Here is a 24,627-nt window from a genome sequence, read left to right as displayed (position 1 = left end):
GCACGCGGGATCCCGGCGGGGGGCGGGCCGGCGCGGGTGTGCGACCGTGGGGACAGTCGTTTTCCGGCCGTCTTCGCCGCCCGTACCCGCGGCTACGCATCCGCGGCCGAATCCCGTTCGCGGTGCACCGCGACGCCCGCGACGACCAGCGCGATGCCCGCCGCCTCCGCCGCCCCCGGCACCTGACCGAGGACGGCCACGCCCATGAGGGCCGCCGTCGCCGGCAGCAGCGACAGCATCAGCGCGAACGTCGCCCGCGGCACCCGCGCCATGGCGAGCTGGTCGCACACGTACGGGATCACCGACGAGCACACCCCCACCCCGAACGCCGCCGCCAGCAGCACCGGCGACGTCACCACCGCCGCGCCCTCCACGAGCCCCGCGGGCGCCGCGACCACCGCCGCCACCAGCATCGCGGCGCCGAGCCGCCCCACCCCCGACGCGCCGCCGTCCGCCGCGAGCCGGTGGCCGAGGACGACGTAGAGCACGAACAGCGCGCAGTTGCCGAACGCCAGCGCCAGCCCGAGCGGTTCCGCGACCAGGTGGACGTCGGTCAGCAGCGCGACGCCCGCGAGGACGAGCGCCAGCGCGGCGACGTTCCGCCGGGTCCGTACGCCCGCCGCGGCCAGCACCACCGGCCCCAGGAACTCCACCGCCCCGACGGTCCCCAGCGGCAGCCGCTCCAGGGCCAGGTAGAACGTGCAGTTCATGGTGGCGAGCACGGCGCCCATCGCCACCAGCAGCCACCGCTGGTACGGCGTCGCGGCCCGCCAGTCGCGCCACGGCCGCCGCCAGACGGCGAAGACCAGCGCCGCCGAGGCGATCCGCAGCCAGGCGACGCCGAGGACGTCGAGGCGGGCGAAGAGCAGGACGGCGCACGCCGGGCCGAGGTAGTGGAAGACCGCGGAGGAGACGAGGAACGCCGGCGGCGGCACCCGCTCGGCGGCCAGGGCAAGGCGGCCGCCGGAGGCGGCGGCGGGGCTGCGGGGCAGGGAGTCGGCCACGGAGGAATCGTCGCAACGCGGGACCCCGCGGGCCATGGCGAACCGGAAAGCCCGGCGGCGGATCGCTTGAAGTTCCGGGGTACGAAACGGGCGCCGGCCGTGCCAAGGTGAAACCATGGACGCACTCGACCGCTCGCTCCTGACCGAACTCGACGCCGACCCCCGGCTGTCCATGGCCGAGCTGGCCCGGCGCACCGGTGTCTCCGTGCCCACCGCCCGCGAGCGGGTGCGGCGCCTGGAGGAGTCCGGGGTGATCCGCGGGTACCGCCTGGATGTCGACCCGGCCGCCCTGGGCTACCCGGTCGCGGCGTTCGTCCGGGTGCGGCCGGGGCCGGGGCAGTTGCCGCGGATCGCGGCGCTGGCGCGGAGCCTGCCGCAGGTCAGCGAGTGCCACCGGATCACCGGCGAGGACTGCTTCCTGCTCAAGGTGCACGCGACGGACCTCGACACCTTCGAGGAGGTGCTCGACCGCTTCCTGCTGCACGGGCAGACGACGACCTCGATCGTCCAGTCCACGGCGGTGCCGCCGCGGACACCGGGGCTCGGCGCGTACGCGGACGAGGCCGGCGGGGCCGGCGGCGGGGCACGGGGCCGGGTGCCGTAGCGGCTGCGGCTAGGGTTGCCGGGCGTGGACCTCGATGCCGTACGCACCTTCGTCGCCGCCGCCGACACCGGCCAGTTCCAGGAGGCGGCGGCCGAGCTGATGCTGACCCAGCAGGCCGTCTCCAAGCGCATCGCCGGGCTGGAGAAGAACCTCGGGGTGCGGCTGTTCACCCGCACCGCGCGCGGCGCGAGGCTCACCATCGACGGCCAGGCGTTCCTGCCCCACGCCCGCACCCTGCTCCAGGCCGCGGGGCGGGCGGCGGCCTCCGTACGGCCCGGGAGCCGGGCGCTGCGCGTGGACGTGGTCGGGCGCCGGGTCGCCACCGCCGGGCTGCTGCGCGACTTCCACCGCGCGCACCCCGACGTGGAGCTGGACGTCGTCACGGTCTACGGCGGCGGCCCCGCCGTGGACGCGGTACGCGACGGCGCGATCGACGCGACCTTCCGCACCCTGCCGCCGCCCGGCCGGGAGCTGCCCGACGGCATCGCCGTCGGGTTCGTGATGTACGAGCCGGTGCAGCTCGTCACCGGCCCGGCGCACGAGTTCGCCGGCGCCCGCTCCGTCAGCCCCGCGCAGCTCGCCGGGCACCGGATCTGGATGCCGGGCAACGCACCGGGCACCGAGTGGGCCGCGTACTACGAGGACATGGCCGCGGAGTTCGGCTTCGTCATCGACGCGGTGGGGCCCGACTTCGGCGTCGAGAGCCTGCTCGACACGATCGCCGGATCCGCCACGGTGGGCACCTTCCTCAGCGAGCGGACCCCGCTCGTCTGGCCCGTCGACTACGACCTGTGCCGCATCCCGCTGCTCGACCCGACCCCCGTCTACCCGCACCTGCTGCACTGGCACACCCACAACGCGCACCCCGGGCTGGCCCTGCTGCGCGACTACGTCGGCGCCCGCAGCGCGCGGCACGCGGCCGGGGACACCGCCGGAACGTGGGCGCCGGCGTGGTCCCGCTGACCGGGGCGGCGCGCGGCGGGAGCCGCGGCGCTCCTAGCCCGCGGGCGTGAAGCGCACCGCGTCCGCGATGACGTAGCCGTCGGTGGCGTCGTTGCGTATCCGCACGCCCGCCGCCGTCCCCGCCGCGAACGTGTGCCGTCCCAGCACCGTCCACTTCCCGCCGCCCGAGCGCTGGTCGACGGTGTACGTCGTCGTGCCGCCGGTGTGCTCGACGTCCACCGGCACGTTCGTCGCCCGGTTGCTGTACGCGGTCCACCACAGGGCGACGTCCCACTCGCCGGCCGCCGGCAGCTCCGGCCGGAAGCGCATCCAGGCCGTCCCCTTGCCCGCGTTGTCGTCGTGGACGTAGTCCGAGCCGTAGTAGCCGGAGGTCGACGTGCTGCTCAGCCAGGTGCCGGCCGAGGTGACGCCGGTGGCGGAGACGTTGTCCACGACGATCTCGCCGGGCTCGCTCGGCGGCCACTCCAGGAACTGCCCGTCCGCGCGCAGCCGCGCCTGCAGGGCCGCGACCGGCACCTGCTGGACCACGCCGCCGCGGTCGAGCGCCATCCGCGCGGCGGTCGCCGCGGACTGCGCGAGGATCATGAAGACCGGCTCCATCCGGATCGACCCGTACGCGATGTGCGACGCGGACAGCGCGACGGGCACCAGCAGGTTGGTGCACTGCGCGCGGTTCGGCGTCAGCGAGCGGTAGCTGATCCCGTAGGGCGCCCGCACCCCGACCTGCACGTCGCCCTCGTTGCGCGCGACGCCGTTCACGACGAGGCGGCGGCAGTTGTGCGAGTCCATCGTGTACGAGGCGAGCCCGACGGAGTCCGCGGCGCGCACCGCGCCGCGGCAGTCGTGCTCGGTCATGACGTACGCGGAGACCATGCGGCGGGCCTCGCGGATGTAGAGCAGCGGCGGCCAGCCGCCGGAGCCGGTGAACTCGTCGCGCGGCAGGCCCCAGGCGGCGGTCTGGGCGCGCACGGACTCCGGCAGCCGCGGGTCGTTGGCGAGGAACCACATCAGGCCCTGCTGGTAGTCGACGTGTTCGGCGTGGATGCGGGCGCGCTCGGCGTACGTGCCGGTCGGATAGCCGAAGTTGAAGCCGATGTTGTCGGTGGAGAACGCGCCGTTGTTGTTGGAGTCGGTCTTGCCGCCGCCCATCTGGTGGGTGGTGTAGAACGGGCCGCGCCAGCCGGCCTGGACGTAGCGCAGGAGGAGTTCGTAGCGCATCGGGTCGTAGCCGGCGGGCCTGGGGAAGGGGGTGCGGTCGGCGGCCTGGGTGAGGCACATGCGGAAGCAGTACGCCTGGATCGCCTCGTCGGCGGTGCCGTCGGGCGCGAGCGGGTCGGCGGCGACGCCGGGCAGCAGGCCGCTGGCGGGGCTGCCGGGGGTGACGTAGGGGTCGACGGGATGGACGAACTGGTGCTTGTCGCGGTGCTGGACGCCGTTGAGCGTCTCGTCGTACGCGGCGTTGCCCTCGCGTCCGGTGGTGAAGTCGACGCCGGCGCGGGCCATCAGGTCGCCCTCGTACGTCGCGTCCACGAACACCCCGCCCTCGTAGGCGCGGCCGTCGTCGGTGACGAGCAGGCGGATGCGGTCGCCGCGGCGGTCGACGGAGCGCAGCCGGGCGTCGAGGACGACGGGCACGTCGTGCTCGGCGAGCAGGTCGGCGAAGACCTCGGAGGCGACGTGCGGTTCGAAGGTGTAGCGGGCCGGCGAGTCGTCGGTGACGGGGGTGCCGTGGTACTTGGCGTACACCCGGCGGTAGAACTCCAGGGCCAGTCCGCCGATGGCGGCGGTGTTGCCGGTGTCGGTGGCACCCAGGCCGCTGGTGGTGAGGCCGCCGATGTGCCGGGTGGGCTCCAGCACCACGGCGGTGCCGCCCATCCGGCGCATCTGCACGGCGGCGATCACCCCGGCCGAGGTGCCGCCGTAGACCACCAGGTCCGCCCGGACGGGGCCGCGGCCCCCGGCGTACGCCACCGAGCCCAGGGCGGGCAGCGCGAGACCCGCGCCGCCCGCAGCCAGCAAACCACGTCGAGAAAGCGCTTTCTCTGCCATGGTTCCGGAGTGTGCCCGCGCCCCGACGGGACGTCAACGCATCCGTACGCCCGGATCCCAGTCGGCGGGCAGCGCCGCGGGCACGGCGAAGCCGGCGCCCGCGACGGGCACGAACTCCCCGTCCCGCGCGGACTTCTCGACCGCCGCCATGGTCTCCAGCACGTGCTGCGCCAGTTCGCCGGAGGCGCGGTGCGGCTCGCCGGCGGCCAGCGCCCTGGCCATGTCGAGCACGCCCATGCCGCGCCCGGCGGTCGCACCCGCCGCCTCGATCTCCGTCCACTCCGCCGCGCCGGTGGGGCGCAGCCGCAGGGAGCCGTCGAAGCGGTTGGGGTCGGGCAGCGCGAGGGTGGCCTCGGTGCCGGTGATCTCCACGAACCCCTGCCGGTTCAGCGGGGAGTCGAAGCTGACCACCAGCGAGGCGGTCTGGCCCGCGGCGTAGTCGAGGAGGGCCGCGACATGCGTGGGCACCTCCACCGGGAACTTTGTGCCGGCCTTCGGCCCGGAGCCGACCACCCGGGTCTCGCGCGCCCTGCTGGCCACCGCCGCGACCCGCCGGGCCGGGCCGAAGAGCGTGGCCAGACAGGTCAGGTAGTACGGGCCCATGTCGAACAGCGGCCCGCCGCCCCGCAGGAAGTAGAACTCCGGGCTGGGGTGCCACGACTCCGGGCCCGGGGTCTGCAACAGCGCGAGACCGCTCAGCGGCACACCTATCGCCCCGTCGTCGACGAGCCGGCGCGCCGTCTGCAGCCCGGCGCCGAGGAACGTGTCCGGGGCGCACCCGAGCCGCACCCCGGCCCCGGCCGCCCGGGTGACCAACTCGGCGCCGGAGGCGGGATCGAGGGTCAGCGGCTTCTCGTTCCACACGTGCTTGCCGGCGTCCATCGCCGCCGCGGCCACGTCGTGGTGGGCGGCGGGGAGGGTGAGGTTGACGACCAGTTCGACGCCGGGGTGGGCGAGGGCGTCCTCGGTGCTGCCGTGCGCCGGTACGCCGTAGGCGGCGGACTGCGCGGCGGCGCGCTCCGCGTCGAGGTCGGCGCAGAACAGCACGCGCAGGTCGGGGAAGGCGGTGAGGTTCGTCAGGTACTGGTCGCTGATCGTGCCGCAGCCGACGACGGCGACGCCCAGGGGCTCTCCTGCGGTCATCGGCGCTTCCCCTCCAGCCAGTCGAAGCTCTCGCGGACGGCGGTGAGCATGTCGGTGGCGCAGGCGTCGAGTTCGACGATGTGCCGGCGGGCGCCCGCGCCCGCGGCGAGCACGGCCTCGACGGGCATCCGGCCGGCGCCGACGGCGGTCATCGGGTCGTCCTTGGTGACGGGCCCGTCCTTGATGTGCAGGTGCGTGACGCGCCCACCGAGGCGGCCGAGCAGCGCGGGTACGTCCTGGCCGCCGACCGCCGCCCAGTACGTGTCCACCTCGAACTGCACCGGTGCGTCGAGCCCGGCGAGCAGGTCGGCCAGCACCTCCAGCGCGGGGACGCCGCCGACGTGCTGCGACAGCTCGAAGTCGTGGTTGTGGTAGCCGAGCGCGAGGCCGTGCCCGGCGGCGCGCTTCGCGGCCTCGGCCAGCTCGCCGGCCACGGCCCGTACCCCGTCGGCGTCGGCGAACCGCTCCGGCGGGAGATACGGCACGAAGACGGTGTCGGCGCCGACCGTGCGCGCGCCCCGGAAGGCGGCCTCGGCCTGCTCGGACCCGGCGAGCAGGTGCGCGTGGACGGAGCCGGCCGCAAGGCCCGCCGTGTCCAGGTCGGCGCGCAGCGCCTCGGGGTCGGTCAGTACGTCGTAGCACTCGACCTGGCGGTAGCCGAAGCCGGCCAGCGCGGCGAACGTGCCGGGGCGGTCGGCGGCGATCTCGTCGCGAACGGTGTAGAGCTGCACGCCCAGGGACGGGCTCATGGTCTCCTCCGGCGATCGTTTTCGACAATTTTTCGCTCGCCAATTGACGCTAGAAGCCGGGTCCACCCCCGTCAACACCCTTGACAGGGTCGGAAGTCGACGGTCAGGCTGGCCAGAGTTTTCGAAAAGGACTCCGCCCATGCCGCCCGAACAGGCCACCCTCAGCGACATCGCCGCCCGCGCCGGCGTCTCGGTGTCGACCGTCTCCAAGGTCCTGCACGCCCGCACCGACGTCGCCCCCGCCACCCGCGAGCGGATCGCCCGGCTGCTCGCCGACCACGGGTACCGGCCGTCCCGCGGCGCCGGCGTCGTCGACCTCGTCATCGGCAGCCTCAACAGCCCGTGGGCCGACGCGCTGGTCACCGGCGCGGTCGAGGCCGGCGCCGAGGCCGACTGCCGGATCGTCATCGACAGCGTGCCCGACAGCGACGAGGTCCTGCGGCACACCCTGGAGCGCATCATGGCGCGCGGCAGCGACGGCGTCCTGCTCGTCCACCAGGTCCCGGCGCCGGAGACCCGCGCGCGGCTGGCGGCCAAGCGCATCCCGCTGGTCGCCATCGACCCGCCGGCCGAACCGGGCGCGGGCGTACGCTCCGTGGGCTGTACGAACTGGCAGGGTGGCCTCGCCGCCACCCGCCACCTCATCGAGCTGGGCCACCGCCGCATCGCCACCCTCACCGGGCCGCTGACGATCTGGTCCGCCCGCGCCCGCTTCGACGGCTACCGCGCGGCGCTGCTGGAGGCCGGGCTGCCGGTCGAAGAAGCGCTCGTCCGCAACGCCGACTTCTTCGCTCCCGACGGCCGCGCCGGGGCGCTGGCGCTGCTCGACCTGCCCGAGCCGCCCACGGCGGTGGTCGCGGCGAACGACGGGCAGGCGTTCGGCGTGCTGCAGGCGCTGGCCGAACGGGGGCTGCGGGCACCGGCGGACATGAGCGTCACCGGCTTCGACGACACCCCGGTCGCCGCGTGGGCGGCGCCGCCGCTGACCACCGTCGTACAGCCGCTGGAGGCGATGGCGGCCACCGCGTTCCGGATGCTCCGGCTGCACGGCGAGGGCGGGGCGGCGCAGCCCGAGCAGGTGGAGCTGGCCACGGCGCTGACGGTCCGCGCGTCCACCGGCCCGCCGCCGGGCGGCTGAGCGGGCCGGACACACCCCGCCCCGGATACGTTCCGTACGCGCGCCGCACACCGACGTTGCGTCCGCGCCGATCCGTTCCCCCTCCCCCGTCCCCGTCCGCACCCCACCACCGCCACGACCGACTGGAGCATCCGCATGGCCCTGTTCGACCTGCCCCTCGACGAGCTGCGCGACTACCGCCCCGAACGCGAGGAGCCCGCCGACTTCGACGACTTCTGGACCCGCACCCTCGCCGGGGCCCAGGACGCGGCGGGCGGCCCGGCGCCGGAGTTCCGCCCGTATCCGACGGGCCTGACGGCGGTCGACGTGCACGACGTCTCCTTCGCCGGCTGGGGCGGCCACCGGATCTCCGCCTGGCTCGTCCTGCCGCGCGGCGCCGACGGGCCGGTGCCGTGCGTCATGCACTACATCGGCTACGGCGGCGGGCGCGGCCTGCCGCACGACCACCTGTTCTGGCCCGCCGCCGGCCGTGCCGTCTTCGTCGTCGACACCCGCGGCCAGGGCGCCGCCCACCGCGACAACGCCGGTTCCACCCCCGACCCGTACGGCACGGGCAACGCGCAGACCCCGGGCTTCATGACGCGCGGCGTGCTCGACCCGGAGGAGTACTACTACCGCCGCGTCTTCACCGACGCCGTACGCGCCGTGGACGCCGCCGCCGCGCATCCGGCGGTGGACGGCGACCGGATCGCGGTCAGCGGCGGCAGCCAGGGCGGCGCGATCGCCACCGCGGTCGCGGGGCTGCACCCGGGGGTGCGGGCGGCGATGATCGACGTGCCGTTCCTCAACCACTTCCGCCGGGCGGTCACGATCACCGACAAGAACCCGTACCAGGAGCTGGTGCTGTTCCTGGCCACCCAGCGGGGCGCGGACGAGCGGGTGTTCCGCACGCTGTCGTACTTCGACGGGCTCAACTTCGCGGCGCGGGCCCGGGTGCCGGCGCTGTACTCGGTGGCGCTGATGGACGAGGTGTGCCCGCCGTCGACGGTCTTCGCGTCGTACAACCACTGGGGCGGGCCGAAGGACATCGAGGTCTACCCGTGGAACGGCCACGAGGGCGGCGGGAACGACCACCGGGTGACCTCGCTGGCCTGGCTGCGGGTGTAGGGGCCGGGTCCGGGGCGTACGGCGTCACCCGCGGTCGTACGCCCCGTCAGGGCCGCTCCGGAGCGCCCAGCAGCTCCCGCAGAACCGCCTCGGCCGCCGCCGTGTCCCCCGCCGCGAGCGCGTCGACCAGCGCCTGCCGGCGGGCCTGCGGCGCCGCCGGTGGCCGCGCCCTGGCCCGCAGCTCGCCCGCGACGCGGACCAACTGGCGGTTGCCGGAGAGCGCCACCAGCGCCTCGTGGAACTCCGCGTCGTCCGCCGCCAGCCGGCTCAGCGTCACCCGGCGCTCCGGCGGCAGCCCGGCCGCCAGCCGGTGCAGCAGCGGTACGAGCAGCAGCGCGCGCACCTCGGCCAGCTCGGCCAGGTCGCGTTCGCTGGGCGCGAGGACCCGGAAGCCGCGGTTCGGCAGTATCTCCACCGCGCCCTCCGCGGCGAGTTGCTGCATGGCCTCGCGTACCGGGGTCGCCGAGACGCCGAACCGCTCGCCCAGCGCGGGCGCGGAGTACACCTCGCCGGGCCGCAGTTCACCCCCGGTGACCGCGGCGCGCAGCGCGTCGAGCACCTGGCCGCGTACGGAGTGCCGGCGCACCCGGGCCGGGGGGCGGAGTCGGCCCGGTACCGCCGGTGTGTGCGGCACGTCCTCCACTGTTTCCCCCGATTCGCGACAGAAGTACGCCCGCTGGGCGGCGCTCGCGCCCCACGGTAACCCGGTGCCGCTTGCCCCTTCCCCGATCAAGCGGGTTAAGGTTAGCCTTACCTCAACCCGCCGACGGGTCGAGAACACGCCACGCCCCGCCGAGCCCAGGGTGGTCACCGCACGATGTCCGCGCCCGCAGTGCCCCAGCCGCTCGACGACGCCGGGGCCCCGCCCGCCCGGCTCGCCGGCACTCCGGTCACCGCCGCGTACGCACGGCTCACCGAGGTCCTGCCGTTCCTGGCCGTCACCGAACTCGGCCCCGCGGACCCGCTGCCCGCCGGCTCCGGCTGGGTGGCCGCCGCCGACCTCGCCGCCGGCGGCCCCGACCTCGACGGCTTCCTCGCCTGGGACGCCGAGCAGGTCCGCCGCACGTACGGCGAGGACGCCCGCCCCGACGTGGTCGCCAGCTTCGGCCTGCACCGCTACGCCTGGTCCGCCTGCCTGCTGGTCACCCTCCCCTGGTTCCTGCTGCGCCGCGTGCCCCGCGTCCCGCTGGACGCCGTGGCCCTGCACCGCAACGCCGACGGCAGCCGCATGCGCCTCGCCGTCCGCGGCGGCACGTTCGCCTGCCTGCCGGACGACCCGGCCGCCGGCCTGCCCGGTGCCCGCGTCGTCGCCGGCGAGGAGGCGCTGCGCGCCGACGTGCGGGCGGCCGTTGCCGGGCATCTGGAGCCGGTGCTCGCCGCGTTCGGGCCGCGGATGCGGCGCGGGCCGCGGGCGCTGTGGGGGATGGCCACGGACGAGATCGTCGAGGGCCTGTGGTACCTGGGGAACCTGCTGGGCGAGGAGGAGCGGGCGATGGCCGAGACCGGGCAGCTCCTGCCCGGCACCGGAGCGGCCACGGCTCCGTACGCCGGCGGCGCGGGGTTCCGTACCCTCACCGGGCCCGCCGGGCAGTCCCTGGCCACCCGGGACCGGGCGAGCTGCTGCATGTACTACACGCTGCGGCCCGAGGACACCTGCGTCACCTGCCCGCGCACCTGCGACACGGAGCGCGTCGCCCGCCTCGTCGCAAGCTCTTAGCACGGAAGCCACCCCTTTGAGTGGCTGATTTCCTTTCCTCCGGAATCGCGCGGGAATTCCGCGAGTATCGGTCCCCGAGTCACCCGTCATCAGGCGAGGCAAGGGACATCCGATGGGATTCAACGGGATACCGCTGAGCTGGGCCCTCCCGGCCGCCGTGCTGCTGCTCGGCGTGCTCGCGGCCATTGCCGTCGTGGTCCGCGGCCGGCAGAAGGCCGACGAGCCCGCGGACTCCTGGGAGGCCGGCGAGCAGCGCCGGCGGCGCAAGGAGGCGATGTACGGCACGCTCGCGTACGTCCTGCTCTTCTGCTGCGCCGCGGTCGCCGCCGCGCTCTCCTTCCACGGCCTGGTCGGCTTCGGCCGGCAGAACCTGGGCCTGTCCGGCGGCTGGGAGTACCTGGTCCCCTTCGGGCTCGACGGCGCCGCGATGTTCTGTTCGGTCATCGCCGTACGCGAGGCCAGCAACGGCGACGCGGCGCTCGGCTCCCGGCTGCTGGTGTGGACGTTCGCGGGCGCGGCGGCCTGGTTCAACTGGGTGCACGCGCCGCGCGGTACGGGCCACGCGGGCGCGCCGCAGTTCTTCGCCGGCATGTCGCTGTCGGCGGCGGTGCTCTTCGACCGGGCGCTGAAGCAGACCCGCAGGGCGGCGCTGCGCGAGCAGGGGCTCGTACCCCGGCCGCTGCCGCAGATCCGGTTCGTCCGGTGGCTGCGGGCGCCGCGGGAGACGTTCCGCGCGTGGTCGCTGATGCTGCTCGAAGGCGTACGCACACTGGACGAGGCCGTCGACGAGGTGCGCCAGGACAGCAGGGACGAGGCGCGCCGGCGGGCCGAGGAGCGCGAGCAGGCCAGGCTGGAGCGGGCCCGGCTCAAGGCCCTCGGCAAGCACCACCGCACGCTGGCCCCGGGCGAGCTGACCGCGGCGCGGGCCGAGCCGCAGGTGGCGCTGACACCGGAGCCGGTCCCGGAGGGAAGGCGGTTCCCGCTGCGGTCGCGGCCGGCATCACAGAGCAGGCCGGCGGTGGGCGCCGGGCAGGCTCCGGGGAAGTCCTTCGCCGGGCCCGCCGGCCAGGACGACGCGCTGGCGGCACCGCTGGACACCCTGGAGCAGAAGCTCACGGCCATGGAGAACCAGCTCCGCTGAGGGCGCTCCCGTGACGATCGAGGTGGTGGGTCCTCTTGCCCGGTCGGCCGCGCGCAGGTTAGGCAGATCACAGCGACGACTGTGAGGAGCCGCGATGCACGACGACCGACTGCTGGCAGAGGGCCGGCTGGACCGCGCGCTGCGCCAGTTCATCCGACCCGCCCAGTACACCGAACGCGTCCCCCTGGAGCTGTCGGTGTGGCACCGGCCGGGCGAGCCGGTGCCGGCGGACGAGGCACTGAAGATCCCCCCGGAGGAGTACGAGCCGTTCACCGTCGGCACCCCCTGGGGGCCGCCGTGGTCGACCAGTTGGTTCCGGCTGACCGGCACCGTGCCGACGGGCTGGGCGGGGCGGCGCGTCGAGGCGGTGATCGACCCCGGGTTCGGCGCCGAGATGCCCGGGTTCCAGGCCGAGGGGCTGGTGTACGACGCGGCCGGGGCGCCCGTCAAGGGCGTCCACCCGCGCAACCGCCATGTGCCCATCGCCTCCCCCGCCGCCGGCGGCGAGCCCGTACGGCTGCTGCTGGAGGCCGCCGCGAACCCCGCGGTGCTTCAGGACTTCACCCCCACCCTGCTCGGCGAGCTGCGCACCGCGGGCGACGCCCCCCTGTACACCTTCCGCTCCGCCGACCTCGCCGTGCTCAACGAGGACGTGTGGCACCTGATCCTCGACATCGAGGTGCTGTCGGAGCTGATGCACGAGCTGCCGGTGGACCGCGGCCGCCGGCACGACATCCTGCACACCCTGGACCGCATGCTCGACGTGCTCGACCTGCACGACGTGCCCGGCACGGCCGCCGCCGCGCGCGAGACGCTGGCCCCGGCGCTGGCGCAGCCCGCGGCGGCCAGCGCCCACCGCGCGTACGCCACGGGCCACGCGCACATCGACTCCGCCTGGCTGTGGCCGCTGCGCGAGACGGTGCGCAAGGCGTCGCGGACGTTCGCGAACGTCACCGAGCTGGCGCTGTCCGGGGACTACCCGGAGCTGGTCTTCGCCTGCTCGCAGGCGCAGCAGTACGCCTGGGTCAAGCAGAACCAGCCGCAGATCTACGAGCGCATCCGCGCCGCCGTGCAGACCGGCCAGTTCGTGCCGGTCGGCTCGATGTGGGTCGAGTCGGACGCCAACATGCCGGGCGGCGAGGCGCTGGCGCGCCAGCTCATCCACGGCAAGCGGTTCTTCGCCGAGGAGTTCGGCGTGGACACCCAGGAGGTGTGGCTGCCGGACTCCTTCGGCTACACGGCGGCGTTCCCGCAGCTCGCGCGGCTGGCGGGGATCCGGTGGTTCCTCACCCAGAAGCTGTCGTGGAACCAGACCAACAAGATGCCGCACCACACCTTCTGGTGGGAGGGCATCGACGGCACCCGGGTCTTCACCCACTTCCCGCCCGTGGACACGTACAACGCCACCATGCACGCCTCCGAACTGTCGCTCGCCGAGCGCAACTTCGCCGACAAGGGGCGGGCGAGCATGTCGCTGGTGCCCTTCGGGTACGGGGACGGGGGCGGCGGGCCGACCCGCGAGATGCTGGAGAAGGCGCGCCGGCTGCGCTCGCTGGAGGGCTCGCCGCGGGTGGAGGTGGCCAACCCCGCGGCGTTCTTCGCGGCGGCCGAGGAGGAGTACGGGGCGGCGGCGCCGGTGTGGTCCGGCGAGCTGTACCTGGAGTTCCACCGCGGCACGTACACCAGCCAGGCCGACACCAAGAGCGGCAACCGGCGCAGCGAGCACCTGCTGCGCGAGGCGGAGCTGTGGGCGACGGCGGCGGCGCTGGCGGATCCGGCGTACGCGTACCCGTACGAGGAGCTGGACCGGATCTGGAAGACGGTGCTGCTGCACCAGTTCCACGACATCCTGCCGGGCTCGTCGATCGCGTGGGTGCACCGGGAGGCGGCGCAGACGTACGCGGCGGTGCGGGAGGAGCTGACGGGTATCACGGCCGCGGCGGTGGCGGCGCTGGACGCTGCCGGCGGGGACGGGTTCTCGGTGCTGAACGCGTCGCCGTACGACCGGAGGGAGGTCGTGGAGCTGGCCGCCGGGGAGTCGGCGGCGCTGCCGCCGGAGGCGGTGACGCAGCCGCTGGGCGACGGCCGGTCGCTGGCGCGGGTCGACGCGCCGGGGCTGGGCGCGGGTACGGCGGGCGCGGCGACCGCGGCCGAGGTGTCGGCGGTGCCGGACGGTGGGCACGTCGTGCTCGACAACGGGCTGCTGCGGGTCGTCGTCGACGGCGACGGGCTGCTGACGTCCGTACGCGACCTGACCGCCGACCGCGAGGTGCTGGCGCCGGGCGCCCGCGCCAACCTGCTCCAGCTCCACCCGGACCACCCCAACCAGTGGGACGCCTGGGACATCGACAAGTTCTACCGGCGCACCCGCACCGACCTGGTGGACGCCGAGTCGGTGGAGGTCACCGAGTCCGGGCCGCTGCGTGCGGCGGTGCGGGTGGTGCGGACCACCGGACGGTCGCGGATCGTGCAGGACATCAGCCTGGCGGCGGACAGCGGGCGGGTGGACTTCACCACCGAGGTCGACTGGCGGGAGGAGGAGAAGGTCCTCAAGGCCGCGTTCCCGCTGGACGTGCACGCGGAACGGTCCGCGTCCGAGATCCAGTTCGGGCACGTGCACCGGCCGACGCACGCCAACACGAGCTGGGACGCGGCGAAGTTCGAGATCTGCGCGCACCGCTGGCTGCACGTGGGCGAGCCGGGCTACGGCGTGGCGGTGCTCAACGACGCCACGTACGGCCACGACGTGACGCGCGAGGCGCACGAGGCGGGCCTCGGTACGACGGTGCGGCTGACGATCCTGCGGGCGCCGAAGTTCCCTGACCCGGAGACCGACCTCGGCGTCCACCGCTACCGCTACGCGCTGCTGCCCGGCGCGGACGTCGGGGCGGCGGTGGAGCAGGGCCTGGCGCTGAACCTGCCGCTGCGCACGGCGCGTACGGCGGCGCGGGCGCCGCTGGTGTCGGTGAGCGACCCGGCGATCACGGTGGAGTCGGTGAAGCCGGCGGAGGACCGGAGCGGGGACGTGGTGGTCCGGGTGTACGAGTCGCGCGGCGGGCGGGCGTCGGGGACGCTGACGACGTCGTTCGCGGTGGGGGACGTCCAGGTGACGGATCTGCTGGAGCGCCCGCTCGACTCGTCGGACGCGGTGCGGGAGGAGGGCGGCGGGGTGGCGTTGCGGCTGCGCCCCTTCCAGATCCTGACGCTGCGGATGCGGCCCGTACGGTGAGGAAAGGGGGCCCGGCCGCGCCGGGCCCCCTGCTCAGCTCTCCCAGAGGGCCGCGGCGGTACGGTCGTCCGCGAAGCCCTTGGCGCGCAGTTGGACGTCCGCGAGGAACGCGGCGAGCCCGGGCGGCGCCTCCTCGCCGCGCCACCGCTCCCCCAACTCCGCCGCCAGCCCGGGGGCGCCGCGCAGCGGCTCGGCGAACCCGGGGCTGCACAGCAGCAGTACGTCGCCGGGCTTGCCCTCGGAGGCGCGGAAGGCGAACGGGGCGGGCTCGCCCGGGTCGGGGGTGTCCACGAGCGCGCCGAAACCGGGCGGCGGAGGGCCGGCGGGGGCCGGGCGCTGCGGCTGGACGCCGAGGTCGACGGTGAGCCGGGGATCGGCGGGGGGCTGGGCCGGTGCTGCGGCCTCCTCCTCCGGCGGGGCGGGCTCCAGGTCCTGCCACTCGTCGCCGCGCAGCCGGAAGAGACCGCCGGGGCCGGTGCCGAAGAACACCCGGGTGCGGCAGCCGGGATCGGTGGACAGCAGCAGGCAGCGCAGCCCGGCGGTGTACCCGGCCGGATCCGCCCCGATCTCCTCGGCCTGCGCGCGCATCAGCCCGTACGTCCGCCCGGTCAGCCGGTGCAGCCCGCCCTTCAGCGCGGCTCGGCGCCCGGTCCTGATGTCCTCGGACAGCCGCGCCCGGCTCCTGCCGACGGCCTCGCCCATCCAGCGGACGAGCGAGTCGGCGGCCCGGTCCGTACGGGGTACGCCGCGCGCCCCGGTGGCGACGGCGACGAACACGAGCGCGTCGTCCCCGCCGCCGAACCGGGCGGTGAGGATTGCGTCACGCCGCTGCTCCCCGCGGTAGCGGGGGCTGTCACCGCGGGTGGCGACGGCACGCAGCGTGAAGGACCCGTACCGGGCCCCGTCGAGCACGGTGTCGGGCACCAGGTCGCCCAGCGCCCCGGGCGCCACCTCGGGCAACGCGGTCGGCTCGGCCTCGTAGGCGGGCGGCCCGCCGCCGACGAAGTCCTGGCCGCCGCGGGCCCAGTCGGCGTCGGTGAGGGTGTCGGTCGCGGACACCTGCCGCAGCCGCATGGTGGCGGGCGGGGGTTCGTCGGCGTCGGGGGACACGGGTGGCGCGGAGCCCGTTCGCCCGGGCCGGGCAGGGGGCACGGGTGCAGGTGGCGCCGATACGGAAGGCAGTGGTTCGGGCGGCGCCGGTTGCGCGGCTGCGGAGGGCGCCGCGTGCCCCGGGCCGGACTCGGCCGCCGCCGCAGGGGTGGGCGGTGCCGGACGTTCGGCGGCGGGCCGCGCCGGCCGCGGTGGCGGCACGCGCGCGGAAACCGCCGAGGGCACGGACCGCCCCGGGGCCGGCTGCGCCGGTCCTTGTCGGCCGTGCCCGAGTGGCACGGCGTGCCCGTCACCGGGCTCCGCCGCCGCGGTGGCGGGCTCCTGCCGGGCAGGGGGCGGGGCGGGTGCGGGTGGCTCCGGTGCCTCGGGGGCGCGTTGACCCGGAGCGGGAGGCGCGGCCTCACCGAAGCCGCGCTCCGCCGCCTCCGGCGCGGCCGACGCGCGGGGCGCCGGCGCGGGTGGGGCTGGCTCCGCAGGTTCCCGGGGCCCGGACGGCACTGCTTCCGCGGGGGCGGGCTCCAGCGCGTCCGCCGTGCCCGGCAACACCGCGTCGGCCGGGGCAGGTTCGGCGGTCTCCCCCGTACCGGGCGGCGGCGCGTCCGCCGGGGCGGGCCCGTCGCGCAGCTCCGTCTCGGATTCCTCCCGGTCCGGCAATGCCTCTTCCGCCGGGGCGCGTTCGGCCGTTTTTCCCGGGGCCGCCGGCGAAGTACCGCTGACCGCAGGGTCCCCGGGCTCCGGGTCGTGGTCCACCGAGTCCCACCACGGGTCGGTCTCTCCCGCCGCCGGCCCCGAGGGCTCCGCCGGTTCCGGTTCCGGGTCCCGCTCCGGCGATCGCGGGGCGGGCCTGCCGTCCTCCCGTAGACCCGCGAACACGTCGTCAGCCCAGCCGCGGCCCGCCGACTCCTCGCGCTCCGTGAAACCGGGGACCCCCGCCACCGACGGCGGCGGGGCCGAAGAGGCGGGCGGCGGCGGGTAGTCGGGGTCCTGCATCTGGTCGTACGGCTCCTGCGCCGATGCCCGCGACGGCCCCGCCGCCTCCGGCGGGGCCGGGTCACGCGGAGCGGTGTCCGTCTCCTCGTCCACCGCGCGCGCCACCGACGCGAAGCGGTCGTCGAGGGTGTCCCCGGCGCGCTGCGGGCCCGTGTCCGGTACCCCCTCCTCGTACAGGTCGTGCCACCACTCGTCCTCGGTGCGGCGTTCCCCCGCCGTCTCCCCCTGGCGATCCATGCTCCTATTGTTCCCCGCCGCCGCTCGTGACAATGGCCGGACCCGCAAGATCACGGCATGGGCCTTCCACCCGACCCACCGGTACGGTCAGGATGTGCAGGTGCTCGGTGCCATCGGACTCGACGACGTGCAGGAGTCGGCCTACCGCGCGCTGGTCGCACTCGGCGCCGCCGACGTCCCCGAGCTGGCGCGGCGGTTGACGCTGCCCGAGCCGGAGGCGGTGCGGACGCTGCGGCGGCTGGAGCAGCACGGGCTGGCGGCGCAGTCGTCGGCGCGGCCGGGGCGCTGGGTGGCGGCGCCGCCGTCGGTCGCGCTGGGGGCGCTGCTGATCCAGCAGCGGCACGAGCTGGAGCGCGCCGAGCTGGCCGCCGCCCTGCTCGCCGAGGAGTACCGCGCGGAGGCGGGCGAGCCGGCGGACGTACACGACCTGGTCGAGGTGGTGACCGGCGCGGGCGCGGTGGCGCACCGGTTCCTGCAACTGCAGCTCGGCGCCGAGCAGGAGGTGTGCGCGCTGGTCACGCGGGAGCCGCTGGCCGTACGCAGCCAGGACAACACCGCGGAGGAGAAGGCCGCGGGCCGCGGCGTGCGGTTCCGGGTGGTGCTGGAGCGCTCCCGGCTGCTGGCCCCCGGCACGGTGGCGGAGGCGGCGCAGGCGCTGCGCAGGAACGAGGAGCTGCGGGTCGCGGACGTGGTGCCGACGAAGCTGGTGATCGCCGACGGCGCGACGGCGATGGTGCCGATGTTCGCCGAAGCGGGCGAGCCCGCCGCGCTGGTGGTGCACGCGAGCGGGCTGCTGGAGTCGCTGACGGGCCTCTTCGAGAGCCTGTGGCGGCAGGCGCTGCCGCTTCGGCTGACCACGGGCGGCGCGGCGGTGACCGAGCAGGCGCCGGACGGGCCGGACGAGGTGGACCTGCAGATCCTCGGCCTGCTGCTGGCGGGGCTCACGGACGCGAGCGCGGCCAAGCAACTGGACCTGGGGCTGCGCACCGTACAGCGGCGCGTGAAGCGGCTGATGGAGATGGCCGGGGTGCACACGCGGCTGCAGTTGGGCTGGTACGCCCGCGAACGCGGCTGGTGCGCCCAGCAGTCACCCTGAGCCGCCGCGGCGCCTGGGGCTCGACCCCGGCACCGACCTGTACCCCCGACTGGCCGCCGGGACGGCCCTCGCCGCCTTCGACACCATGCTGCGGCGGTGGAGCGGCGGCGACGGCGCCGAGGACTCCGCCGCACTGGCCCCGGCGCTGGGCGTCGCCGGGGTGAGCGGCCCCGGAGAACCGCCCCGCTGACGTACGGCGGCGCGGGCCCGCCCCTGGGCCGGGGCGACGCCCCGGCTCCCGGGTGCGCCTGCGCCCCGCCTCAGCCTCTTCCCTTGCGCGCCCGCGCCTCGCGCTCCGCCGCGTCCCTGCGCTTCCAGTCCCGCCGCCGGTCCGCCTGCACCCGCAGGTCCGTGCGGGCCGCGATGCGGGCGTTCTCCCGTTGCAGCTTGCGGTAGCTGTCCAGGCGGCGCGGGTGCAGCTCGCCGTGCTCCAGCGCCGCGACGACCGCGCAGCCCGGTTCCGCGGTGTGCGTGCAGTCGTGGAAGCGGCAGCGGGCGGCCAGTTCGTCGATCTCCGCGAAGACCTGGCCGAGCCCGTCGTCGGCCTCCCACATGCCGACGCCGCGCAGGCCCGGGGTGTCGATGAGGACGCCGCCGCCGGGAAGCGGCAGCAGGTCGCGGGAGACGGTGGTGTGCCGGCCCTTGCCGTCGGCGTCGCGTACCTCGTGGACCCGCTGGGCGTCTTCGCCCAGCAGGGCGTTGGCGAGCGTGGACTTCCCGGCGCCGGAGGCGCCGAGCAGCACGGAGGTGCCGGTGGACAGCGCGGCGGCCAACTGCGGGACGCCCGCGCCGGTGGCGGCGCTGACAGCGAGGACCGCGGTGCCCGGCGCGAGTTCCTCGACGTCGGCGACGAGGTGGCCGAGGACCACCGGGTCCCCGACCAGGTCGGCCTTGGTGAGCGCGACGAGCGGCTGCGCGCCGCTGGACCAGGCCAGGGACAGCAGCCGTTCCAGGCGCGCCGGTTCGATGTCGGCGGCGCGCGTCGCCGCCAGCGAGACGGCGATGACGGCGTGGTCGACGTTGGCGGCGATGACCTGGCCCTCGGAGCGTTTGGACGACGCCGAGCGCAGAAAGGCCGTGCGGCGCGGCAGCAGGGCCCGTACGGCGAACCGCTCGCCCGGTTCGAGCGCCGCCCAGTCGCCGGTGCAGGGCAGCCGGGTGAGGTCGGCTGTACGGCCGGCGGCGCGGTCGGCTGCGGCGAGGCGGGCGGTGGTGGCGCGGACGGGTCCGGCGTCGGTGAGGGCGATGCAGGAGCCGCGGTCCACCCGTGCGATACGGGCGGGGATCAGTCCTTCGGACTCGTACGGCGCGAAGGCGTCGGCGGCGGCCTCATCCCAGCCGTAGGCGGCCAGGCGGCGAGGTGCGGGGAGGTGTGTCAACTGAGCGACCCTTCAGAAAGGAGCGGGCGTGCGGCTGTCGTGCGGGGACTACGTCCCTGACGGCTTCGGTCATGGCCCTCACCTCCCTGGTCGATACCGGTCACGTGGTGCGCTGAAAGCGTATGCAGCCGCGCGCGTGTCACGCCAGGGATTTTCCCCGCCGCCACCGCGGGGCGCCCGCCGCGCTCGTCCGGCGGGGCGCGGCGATCGGCGGCATGCTTGTCCGCACGGGCGTCGCCGGGCACCGGTTCCGCCTCCGTACCCCCGTACCCTCCGCGACGTGGACCGAGGTGACCGACGTGGCGTCCAACGAGGAGGTCGCCGCGCTCCTGCAGGAGTACGCCGACCTGCTGTCCATCACCGGCGGCGACGCCTTCAAGGCGCGCGCCTACGAGCGTGCCGCCCGCGCGGTCGCCGGCCACTCCGCCGACGTGGCCGGGCTGGACGCCAAGGAGCTGAAGGCGATCCCCGGAGTGGGCGCCTCCATCGCCGGCAAGGTCGGCGAGTACCTGCGTACGGGCCACGTGGCGGCGATCGACGAGGCCCGCGGCCGGATCCCGGCCGGGGTCCGCGAGCTGATCGCGATTCCCGCGCTCGGCCCGAAGCGCGCGCTGGCCCTGTACGAGGAGCTGGGCGTGTCCTCCGTCGACGAACTGGCCGCCGCCATCGGCGAGCACCGGCTCCGCGGTCTGAAGGGCTTCGGGCCCAAGAGCGAGGAGAAGCTGCTCCACGGCATCGACCTGCTGCGCTCGGCCACCGGTCGGATCCCCGTCGACACGGCGCTCGCGCTCGCCGACGACATCGTCGCGCGGCTGGCCGAGGTGACCGGCTGCGAGCGCTGTGCGTACGCGGGCTCGCTGCGCCGCCGCCGCGGGACCGTGGGCGACCTCGACGTGCTCGCCGCCGCGACCGACTCCGCGCCGCTGATGGCGGCGTTCACCGGACTGCCGCTGGTCGGCGAGGTCATCGGCACCGGCGAGACGAAGACGAGCATCCGCACCACCGGCGGCGTCCAGGTCGACCTGCGGGTCGTGCCGCCGGGCGCGTGGGGCGCGGCACTCCTGTACTTCACCGGCTCCAAGCAGCACAACATCCGCATCCGCGAGATGGCCGTGCGCAAGAAGCTGAAGCTGTCGGAGTACGGACTGTTCCACGCCCGCAGTGACCGCCGCGTCCGGGTCACGACCGAGGAGGACGTCTACGCCCGCCTCGGCCTGCCCTGGATCCCGCCGCCGCTGCGCGAGGACCGCGGCGAGATCGAGGCCGCCGCCCGCGGCGAGCTGCCGGAGGTGGTGACGGAGAACGACCTGCGCGGCGACCTGCACACCCACACCGACCTCACCGACGGCATCGACACGCTGGAGGCGATGGTCGAGGCCGCCCGGGAGCGCGGCTACGCCTACTACGCGATCACCGACCACGCCCCCGAGCTGCGCATGCAGCGCATGACCAGGGAGAAGATGCTCGCCCAGCGCGAGACCGTGGCGGAGCTGGACGCGCGCTACCGGAGGCGCACGGGCGGGCTGCGGCTGCTGCACGGCACGGAGCTGAACATCGCGCCGGACGGCTCGGTCGACTGGCCGGGCGAGTTCCTGGAGACGTTCGACCTGTGCGTGGCCTCGGTGCACTCGCACTTCACCCAGCCGAAGGACGAGATGACCCGGCGCTTCCTCGCCGCGGTCGAGAACCCGCACGTCCACGTCATCGGCCACCCCACCACCCGCAAGGCGGGCAAGCGGCCGGCGGTCGAGGCGGACTGGGACGCGATCTTCGCGGCCTGCGCCCGTACGGGCACGGCGCTGGAGGTCAACGCGCACCCCAACCGGCTCGACCTGCCGGACGAGCTGATCCTGCGGGCCCGCGGCCACGGCGTGAAGTTCGCGGTGGACAGCGACGCGCACTCGGTGCCGGACCTGGCGAACATGCGCTACGGGGTCGGCATCGCCCAGCGGGGCTGGCTGACGCCAAAGGACGTGATCAACACCTGGCCGCTGGCGCGGCTGCGCCGCTTCCTGCGTGCGAAGGGGAAGTGAGGGGCGCTCGCCGCGCTCACTTCACCTCGTGCCGCTCGCTCTCCTCGTGCGCCGACGGCTCCCCCGGCCCGGTCCGCTCCGGCGGCTCCGGCGGCTCCGGCGGCTCCGGCCGGTGGTTCTTCGCCCGGGCCCTGCGGCTCTCCTCCGCCGCCTCCTCCTCTTCCTCCGCCCGCTCCGGCTCCGGCTCCCGGGCCCGCTCCTCCGCGGAGGCGTCCCCGTCGAGCCCGCGCAGCCGCGCCTGCCGCTCCGCCGAGGCCGCCGCGACCAGCCGGGCCGCCGCCTCCTCCCGTGCGCGGGCGGTCTCGGCCCGGCCGGTGGCGGTGGCGACGGACGGCCAGACGCGGTCGAACGCGGCGTTGACGGCCGCGCCGACCAGCACCGCGAACGCCGAGACGCCGAACCACAGCAGCACCGCGACGGGCGCGGCCAGCGACCCGTAGATCGTCGGGCCCTCCACGGCGTTCAGCAGGTAGAGCCGCAGCAGCACGCTGCCCAGCAGCCACATGCCGAGCGCCACCAGCGCCCCCGGCAGGTCCTCCCGCCAGGGCGAGCGCACGGGGACGGCGGCGTGGTAGAGCGTCGTGAGAAAGGCGACGGACAGCACCACGACGACCGGCCAGTACAGCACCCGTACGGCCGTCTCGCTCCACGGCAGCAACTGCACCACCGCGTCCGGCCCCGCCACCATCAGCGGCAGCGCGACGACGCCGATGACCAGCGCCACGAGGTAGAGCCCGAACGCCAGCAGGCGCGTCTTGACGATGCCGCGGTGGCCTTCGAGCCCGTACATGATCGTGATGGTGTCGATGAAGACGTTCACGGCGCGCGAGCCCGACCACAGCGCGAGCGCGAAGCCGAAGGAGATGAGGTCGGGGCGCCCGCCGCGGGTGACGTCGTCGAGCAGCGGGCGGACGATCTGGTCGACGCCCTTGGCGGTCAGGACGGTGTCGGAGGCGTCGATGATGTTGTGCCGGATGGTCGCGACGTCGATGAGCCACTGGTCGAAGTAGCCCAGCAGACCGAGGAGGCCGAGGAGCAGCGGGGGCAGTGACAGCAGGCTGAAGAACGCGGCCTCGGCGGCGAGGCCGATGACGCGGTGCTGCATGCAGGAATGGACGGTGTCCTTCAGCAGCAGCCAGGCGACCCGGCGCTTGGGGAGGTTCTGGTACAGGGCGCGGGCCCGGCCCAGCCGGCTGCGGGGTTCGCCGCGTCCGCCCTGTTCCGCACCCGTTTCCCGTTCTGCTCCCACCTGCCTACCGTAGCTGTCATGGCAGCAGGTACTCATACGGTGACGAATCAGACACCGCCCCTGGTCGGCTACGACGTCTACGCCGCGGACGCGGCCCTCACCGAGGCGGTCGAGCGCTACGTCGCGCCCGAGCGGCACGCCGGGGCGCACGCGGAGCTGACCGCCCTCGGCCGGGCGGCGGGCTCCGCCGAGGTGCAGCGGTGGGGCGTCGAGGCGAACGCCTCGCCGCCCGTGCTGCACACCCACGACCGCTACGGCCACCGCCTCGACGAGGTCGCCTTCCACCCCTCCTGGCACCGGCTGCTGGCGCGCGGCGTGGCCGCCGGGCTGACCGACGCCTGGGGGCGGCCGGACGGGCACGTGCGGCGGGCGGCCGGGTTCCTGGTGTGGACGCAGGCCGAGGCGGGGCACGGCTGCCCGCTGTCGATGACGCACGCCGCGGTGCCGGCGCTGCGCGCGCAGCCGGAGCTGGCGGCGGTGTGGGAGCCGCTGCTGACCTCGCGGGTGTACGAACCGGACCTGGTACCCGCCGCCGCGAAGGCGGGTGCGCTCACCGGGATGGGGATGACGGAGAAGCAGGGCGGCTCGGACGTACGGGCCACCACCACGCGCGCGGAGCCTGTCGGGGACGGTGCGTACGCCCTGACGGGCCACAAGTGGTTCTGCTCGGCGCCGATGTCGGACGCCTTCCTGGTGCTCGCGCGGGTGCCGGACGGCGCCGGTGGCGGCGGCCCGACCTGCTTCCTGCTGCCGCGCGTGCTGCCGGACGGCAGCCGCAACACCTTTCTTCTCCAGCGGCTGAAGAACAAGCTCGGCAACCGCTCGAACGCCTCTGCGGAGGTCGAGTTCGACGGTACGACGCTCGCCTGGCGGGTCGGCGAGGAGGGCCGCGGCATCCCGGCGATCATCGAGATGGTCGCCGCCACCCGGGTGGACTGCGCGACGGCCGCCGCCGCCGTGATGCGGCAGGCGGTGGCGCAGGCGGTGCACCACTGCACGTACCGCGCGGCGTTCGGCGGGGTGCTCGCCGACAAGCCGCTGATGCGCAGCGTGCTGGCGGACCTGGCGCTGGAGTCGGAGGCGGCGACGGCGCTGGCGCTGCGGCTGGCGGCGGCGTACGACGCGGGCACGGACGAGGAGCTGGCGTTTTTGCGGCTGGCGGTGCCGGCGGCGAAGTACTGGGTGACGAAGCGGTGCACGCCGGTGGCGGCCGAGGCGCTGGAGTGCCTGGGCGGCAACGGGTACGTGGAGGAGTCCGGGATGCCGCGGCTGCTGCGCGAGGCGCCGCTGAACTCGATCTGGGAGGGCTCCGGCAACGTCCAGGCGCTCGACCTGCTGCGCGCGCTGCGGCGGGAGCCGCGGGCGGTGGACGCCGTGCTCACCGAGATCGGCCGGGCGCGCGGCGCGGACCACCGGCTGGACCGGGCGGTGAAGGACCTGCTGACGGAGCTGGCGGACCTGGAGGGCGTCGAGACCCGGGCGCGCCGGCTGGCGGAGCGGCTGGCGCTGGTGCTGCAGGGGGCGCTGCTCGTACGGCACGCGCCCGCGGCGGTCGCGGACGCCTTCTGCGCCTCGCGGCTGGGCGGCGAGTGGGGTGCGGAGCTGGGGACGCTGCCGCACGGGCTGGATCTGCGGGCGGTGGTGGACCGGGCCCGGCCGGTCCCGGCGGCCTGACGAGGGGGACGCGAC

At 75.3% G+C, this 24,627-nt stretch carries 18 protein-coding genes and 1 pseudogene; 11 read left to right on the top strand and 8 right to left on the bottom strand.

Annotated features, from left to right (window positions below; genetic code table 11):
- Positions 1–92: 92 nt before the first annotated feature.
- Positions 93–1,004: an EamA family transporter gene (locus ABGA99_RS01985; RefSeq protein WP_347575987.1), complete on the bottom strand. Its 912-nt coding sequence runs from the start codon at positions 1,002–1,004 to the stop codon at positions 93–95.
- 115 nt (positions 1,005–1,119) lie between these two features.
- Between ABGA99_RS01985 and ABGA99_RS01980 the strand changes: the two genes are divergently transcribed.
- Complete coding sequence (locus ABGA99_RS01980) at positions 1,120–1,608, top strand: Lrp/AsnC family transcriptional regulator (protein WP_347575988.1); 489 nt, start codon at positions 1,120–1,122, stop codon at positions 1,606–1,608.
- A gap of 24 nt (positions 1,609–1,632) precedes the next feature.
- Positions 1,633–2,571 carry a LysR family transcriptional regulator gene (locus tag ABGA99_RS01975; protein WP_347582025.1) on the top strand — a complete coding sequence of 313 codons (939 nt, stop codon included), beginning with the start codon at positions 1,633–1,635 and terminating at the stop codon, positions 2,569–2,571.
- A 33-nt stretch (positions 2,572–2,604) separates the two neighbouring features.
- On the opposite strand, the gene ABGA99_RS01970 is transcribed toward ABGA99_RS01975, so the two are convergent.
- Genes ABGA99_RS01970 through ABGA99_RS01960 form a run of 3 tightly spaced genes read right to left on the bottom strand, consistent with a single transcriptional unit; the run spans position 2,605 to position 6,512 of the window.
- On the bottom strand, positions 2,605–4,620 hold the full coding sequence (locus ABGA99_RS01970) for an FAD-dependent oxidoreductase (protein WP_347575990.1): 2,016 nt from the start codon (positions 4,618–4,620) through the stop codon (positions 2,605–2,607).
- A 33-nt stretch (positions 4,621–4,653) separates the two neighbouring features.
- The gene (locus tag ABGA99_RS01965; RefSeq protein WP_347582024.1) at positions 4,654–5,763 is read right to left on the bottom strand and encodes a Gfo/Idh/MocA family oxidoreductase; all 1,110 of its coding nucleotides are present in this window, start codon (positions 5,761–5,763) and stop codon (positions 4,654–4,656) included.
- Complete coding sequence (locus ABGA99_RS01960) at positions 5,760–6,512, bottom strand: sugar phosphate isomerase/epimerase (protein ID WP_347582023.1); 753 nt, start codon at positions 6,510–6,512, stop codon at positions 5,760–5,762. Before ABGA99_RS01960 ends, ABGA99_RS01965 begins: the two co-directional genes overlap by 4 nt.
- A 139-nt stretch (positions 6,513–6,651) precedes the next feature.
- Here ABGA99_RS01960 and ABGA99_RS01955 point away from each other — a divergent pair, with 139 nt between their 5' ends.
- Both ABGA99_RS01955 and ABGA99_RS01950 read left to right on the top strand, forming a co-directional pair.
- A complete protein-coding gene (locus ABGA99_RS01955; protein WP_347582022.1) occupies positions 6,652–7,650 on the top strand; it encodes a LacI family DNA-binding transcriptional regulator in 999 nt (332 codons plus the stop codon).
- 135 nt (positions 7,651–7,785) lie between these two features.
- Positions 7,786–8,757 (top strand): acetylxylan esterase, encoded by a 972-nt coding sequence (locus ABGA99_RS01950; RefSeq protein ID WP_347582021.1) that lies wholly within the window; start codon positions 7,786–7,788, stop codon positions 8,755–8,757.
- Between the two features lie 46 nt (positions 8,758–8,803).
- Here ABGA99_RS01950 and ABGA99_RS01945 read toward each other — a convergent pair whose 3' ends face one another.
- Positions 8,804–9,391 carry a GntR family transcriptional regulator gene (locus ABGA99_RS01945; protein WP_347575995.1) on the bottom strand — a complete coding sequence of 196 codons (588 nt, stop codon included), beginning with the start codon at positions 9,389–9,391 and terminating at the stop codon, positions 8,804–8,806.
- A gap of 183 nt (positions 9,392–9,574) precedes the next feature.
- On the opposite strand from ABGA99_RS01945, the gene ABGA99_RS01940 reads away from it, so the two are divergent.
- The 3 genes from ABGA99_RS01940 (at position 9,575) to ABGA99_RS01930 (ending at position 14,844) form a co-directional block, all read left to right on the top strand.
- On the top strand, positions 9,575–10,474 hold the full coding sequence (locus ABGA99_RS01940) for a (2Fe-2S)-binding protein (protein ID WP_347582020.1): 900 nt from the start codon (positions 9,575–9,577) through the stop codon (positions 10,472–10,474).
- A 112-nt stretch (positions 10,475–10,586) separates the two neighbouring features.
- A complete protein-coding gene (locus ABGA99_RS01935) occupies positions 10,587–11,615 on the top strand; it encodes a DUF2637 domain-containing protein (RefSeq protein WP_347582019.1) in 1,029 nt (342 codons plus the stop codon).
- 94 nt (positions 11,616–11,709) lie between these two features.
- Positions 11,710–14,844 carry a glycoside hydrolase family 38 C-terminal domain-containing protein gene (locus ABGA99_RS01930; RefSeq protein WP_347582018.1) on the top strand — a complete coding sequence of 1,045 codons (3,135 nt, stop codon included), beginning with the start codon at positions 11,710–11,712 and terminating at the stop codon, positions 14,842–14,844.
- A 33-nt stretch (positions 14,845–14,877) separates the two neighbouring features.
- Here ABGA99_RS01930 and ABGA99_RS01925 read toward each other — a convergent pair whose 3' ends face one another.
- A complete protein-coding gene (locus ABGA99_RS01925; RefSeq protein WP_347582017.1) occupies positions 14,878–17,181 on the bottom strand; it encodes a protein phosphatase 2C domain-containing protein in 2,304 nt (767 codons plus the stop codon).
- A 100-nt stretch (positions 17,182–17,281) separates the two neighbouring features.
- Between ABGA99_RS01925 and ABGA99_RS01920 the strand changes: the two genes are divergently transcribed.
- Together ABGA99_RS01920 and ABGA99_RS01915 are read left to right on the top strand one after the other, a co-directional pair.
- Positions 17,282–18,277: a helix-turn-helix domain-containing protein gene (locus tag ABGA99_RS01920; RefSeq protein WP_347576128.1), complete on the top strand. Its 996-nt coding sequence runs from the start codon at positions 17,282–17,284 to the stop codon at positions 18,275–18,277.
- 7 nt (positions 18,278–18,284) lie between these two features.
- A pseudogene (locus ABGA99_RS01915) lies at positions 18,285–18,467 on the top strand (TetR family transcriptional regulator); the annotation flags it as partial.
- Between the two features lie 70 nt (positions 18,468–18,537).
- On the opposite strand, the gene rsgA reads toward ABGA99_RS01915, so the two are convergent.
- Positions 18,538–19,656, bottom strand: a complete 1,119-nt coding sequence (gene rsgA, locus ABGA99_RS01910) for a ribosome small subunit-dependent GTPase A (protein ID WP_347582016.1) — start codon at positions 19,654–19,656, stop codon at positions 18,538–18,540.
- 215 nt (positions 19,657–19,871) lie between these two features.
- Between rsgA and polX the strand changes: the two genes are divergently transcribed.
- On the top strand, positions 19,872–21,689 hold the full coding sequence (gene polX / locus ABGA99_RS01905; RefSeq protein ID WP_347576001.1) for a DNA polymerase/3'-5' exonuclease PolX: 1,818 nt from the start codon (positions 19,872–19,874) through the stop codon (positions 21,687–21,689).
- 16 nt (positions 21,690–21,705) lie between these two features.
- On the opposite strand, the gene ABGA99_RS01900 is transcribed toward polX, so the two are convergent.
- Positions 21,706–22,974 carry a YihY/virulence factor BrkB family protein gene (locus tag ABGA99_RS01900; RefSeq protein WP_347576002.1) on the bottom strand — a complete coding sequence of 423 codons (1,269 nt, stop codon included), beginning with the start codon at positions 22,972–22,974 and terminating at the stop codon, positions 21,706–21,708.
- Between ABGA99_RS01900 and ABGA99_RS01895 the strand changes: the two genes are divergently transcribed.
- Positions 22,957–24,612: an acyl-CoA dehydrogenase family protein gene (locus ABGA99_RS01895; protein WP_347576003.1), complete on the top strand. Its 1,656-nt coding sequence runs from the start codon at positions 22,957–22,959 to the stop codon at positions 24,610–24,612. The genes ABGA99_RS01900 and ABGA99_RS01895 overlap by 18 nt on opposite strands.
- The last annotated feature ends 15 nt before the right edge of the window (positions 24,613–24,627 follow it).

It is taken from the genome of Streptomyces sp. B5E4, from assembly GCF_039871555.1.
Taxonomy (GTDB): domain Bacteria; phylum Actinomycetota; class Actinomycetes; order Streptomycetales; family Streptomycetaceae; genus Streptomyces.
This window is presented reverse-complemented; position numbering and strand designations above follow the sequence as displayed.

Excerpts from the sequence above, each read along its gene's own strand:
- ABGA99_RS01895 (WP_347576003.1), top strand. The coding sequence starts at position 22,957 with ATGGCAGCAGGTACTCATACGGTGACGAATCAGACACCGCCCCTGGTC.
- ABGA99_RS01955 (WP_347582022.1), top strand. The coding sequence starts at position 6,652 with ATGCCGCCCGAACAGGCCACCCTCAGCGACATCGCCGCCCGCGCCGGC.
- ABGA99_RS01970 (WP_347575990.1), bottom strand. The coding sequence starts at position 4,620 with ATGGCAGAGAAAGCGCTTTCTCGACGTGGTTTGCTGGCTGCGGGCGGC.
- ABGA99_RS01965 (WP_347582024.1), bottom strand. The coding sequence starts at position 5,763 with ATGACCGCAGGAGAGCCCCTGGGCGTCGCCGTCGTCGGCTGCGGCACG.
- ABGA99_RS01980 (WP_347575988.1), top strand. The coding sequence starts at position 1,120 with ATGGACGCACTCGACCGCTCGCTCCTGACCGAACTCGACGCCGACCCC.
- ABGA99_RS01950 (WP_347582021.1), top strand. The coding sequence starts at position 7,786 with ATGGCCCTGTTCGACCTGCCCCTCGACGAGCTGCGCGACTACCGCCCC.
- polX (WP_347576001.1), top strand. The coding sequence starts at position 19,872 with ATGCTTGTCCGCACGGGCGTCGCCGGGCACCGGTTCCGCCTCCGTACC.
- ABGA99_RS01925 (WP_347582017.1), bottom strand. The coding sequence starts at position 17,181 with ATGGATCGCCAGGGGGAGACGGCGGGGGAACGCCGCACCGAGGACGAG.
- ABGA99_RS01960 (WP_347582023.1), bottom strand. The coding sequence starts at position 6,512 with ATGAGCCCGTCCCTGGGCGTGCAGCTCTACACCGTTCGCGACGAGATC.
- ABGA99_RS01930 (WP_347582018.1), top strand. The coding sequence starts at position 11,710 with ATGCACGACGACCGACTGCTGGCAGAGGGCCGGCTGGACCGCGCGCTG.
- ABGA99_RS01935 (WP_347582019.1), top strand. The coding sequence starts at position 10,587 with ATGGGATTCAACGGGATACCGCTGAGCTGGGCCCTCCCGGCCGCCGTG.
- ABGA99_RS01940 (WP_347582020.1), top strand. The coding sequence starts at position 9,575 with ATGTCCGCGCCCGCAGTGCCCCAGCCGCTCGACGACGCCGGGGCCCCG.
- ABGA99_RS01900 (WP_347576002.1), bottom strand. The coding sequence starts at position 22,974 with ATGAGTACCTGCTGCCATGACAGCTACGGTAGGCAGGTGGGAGCAGAA.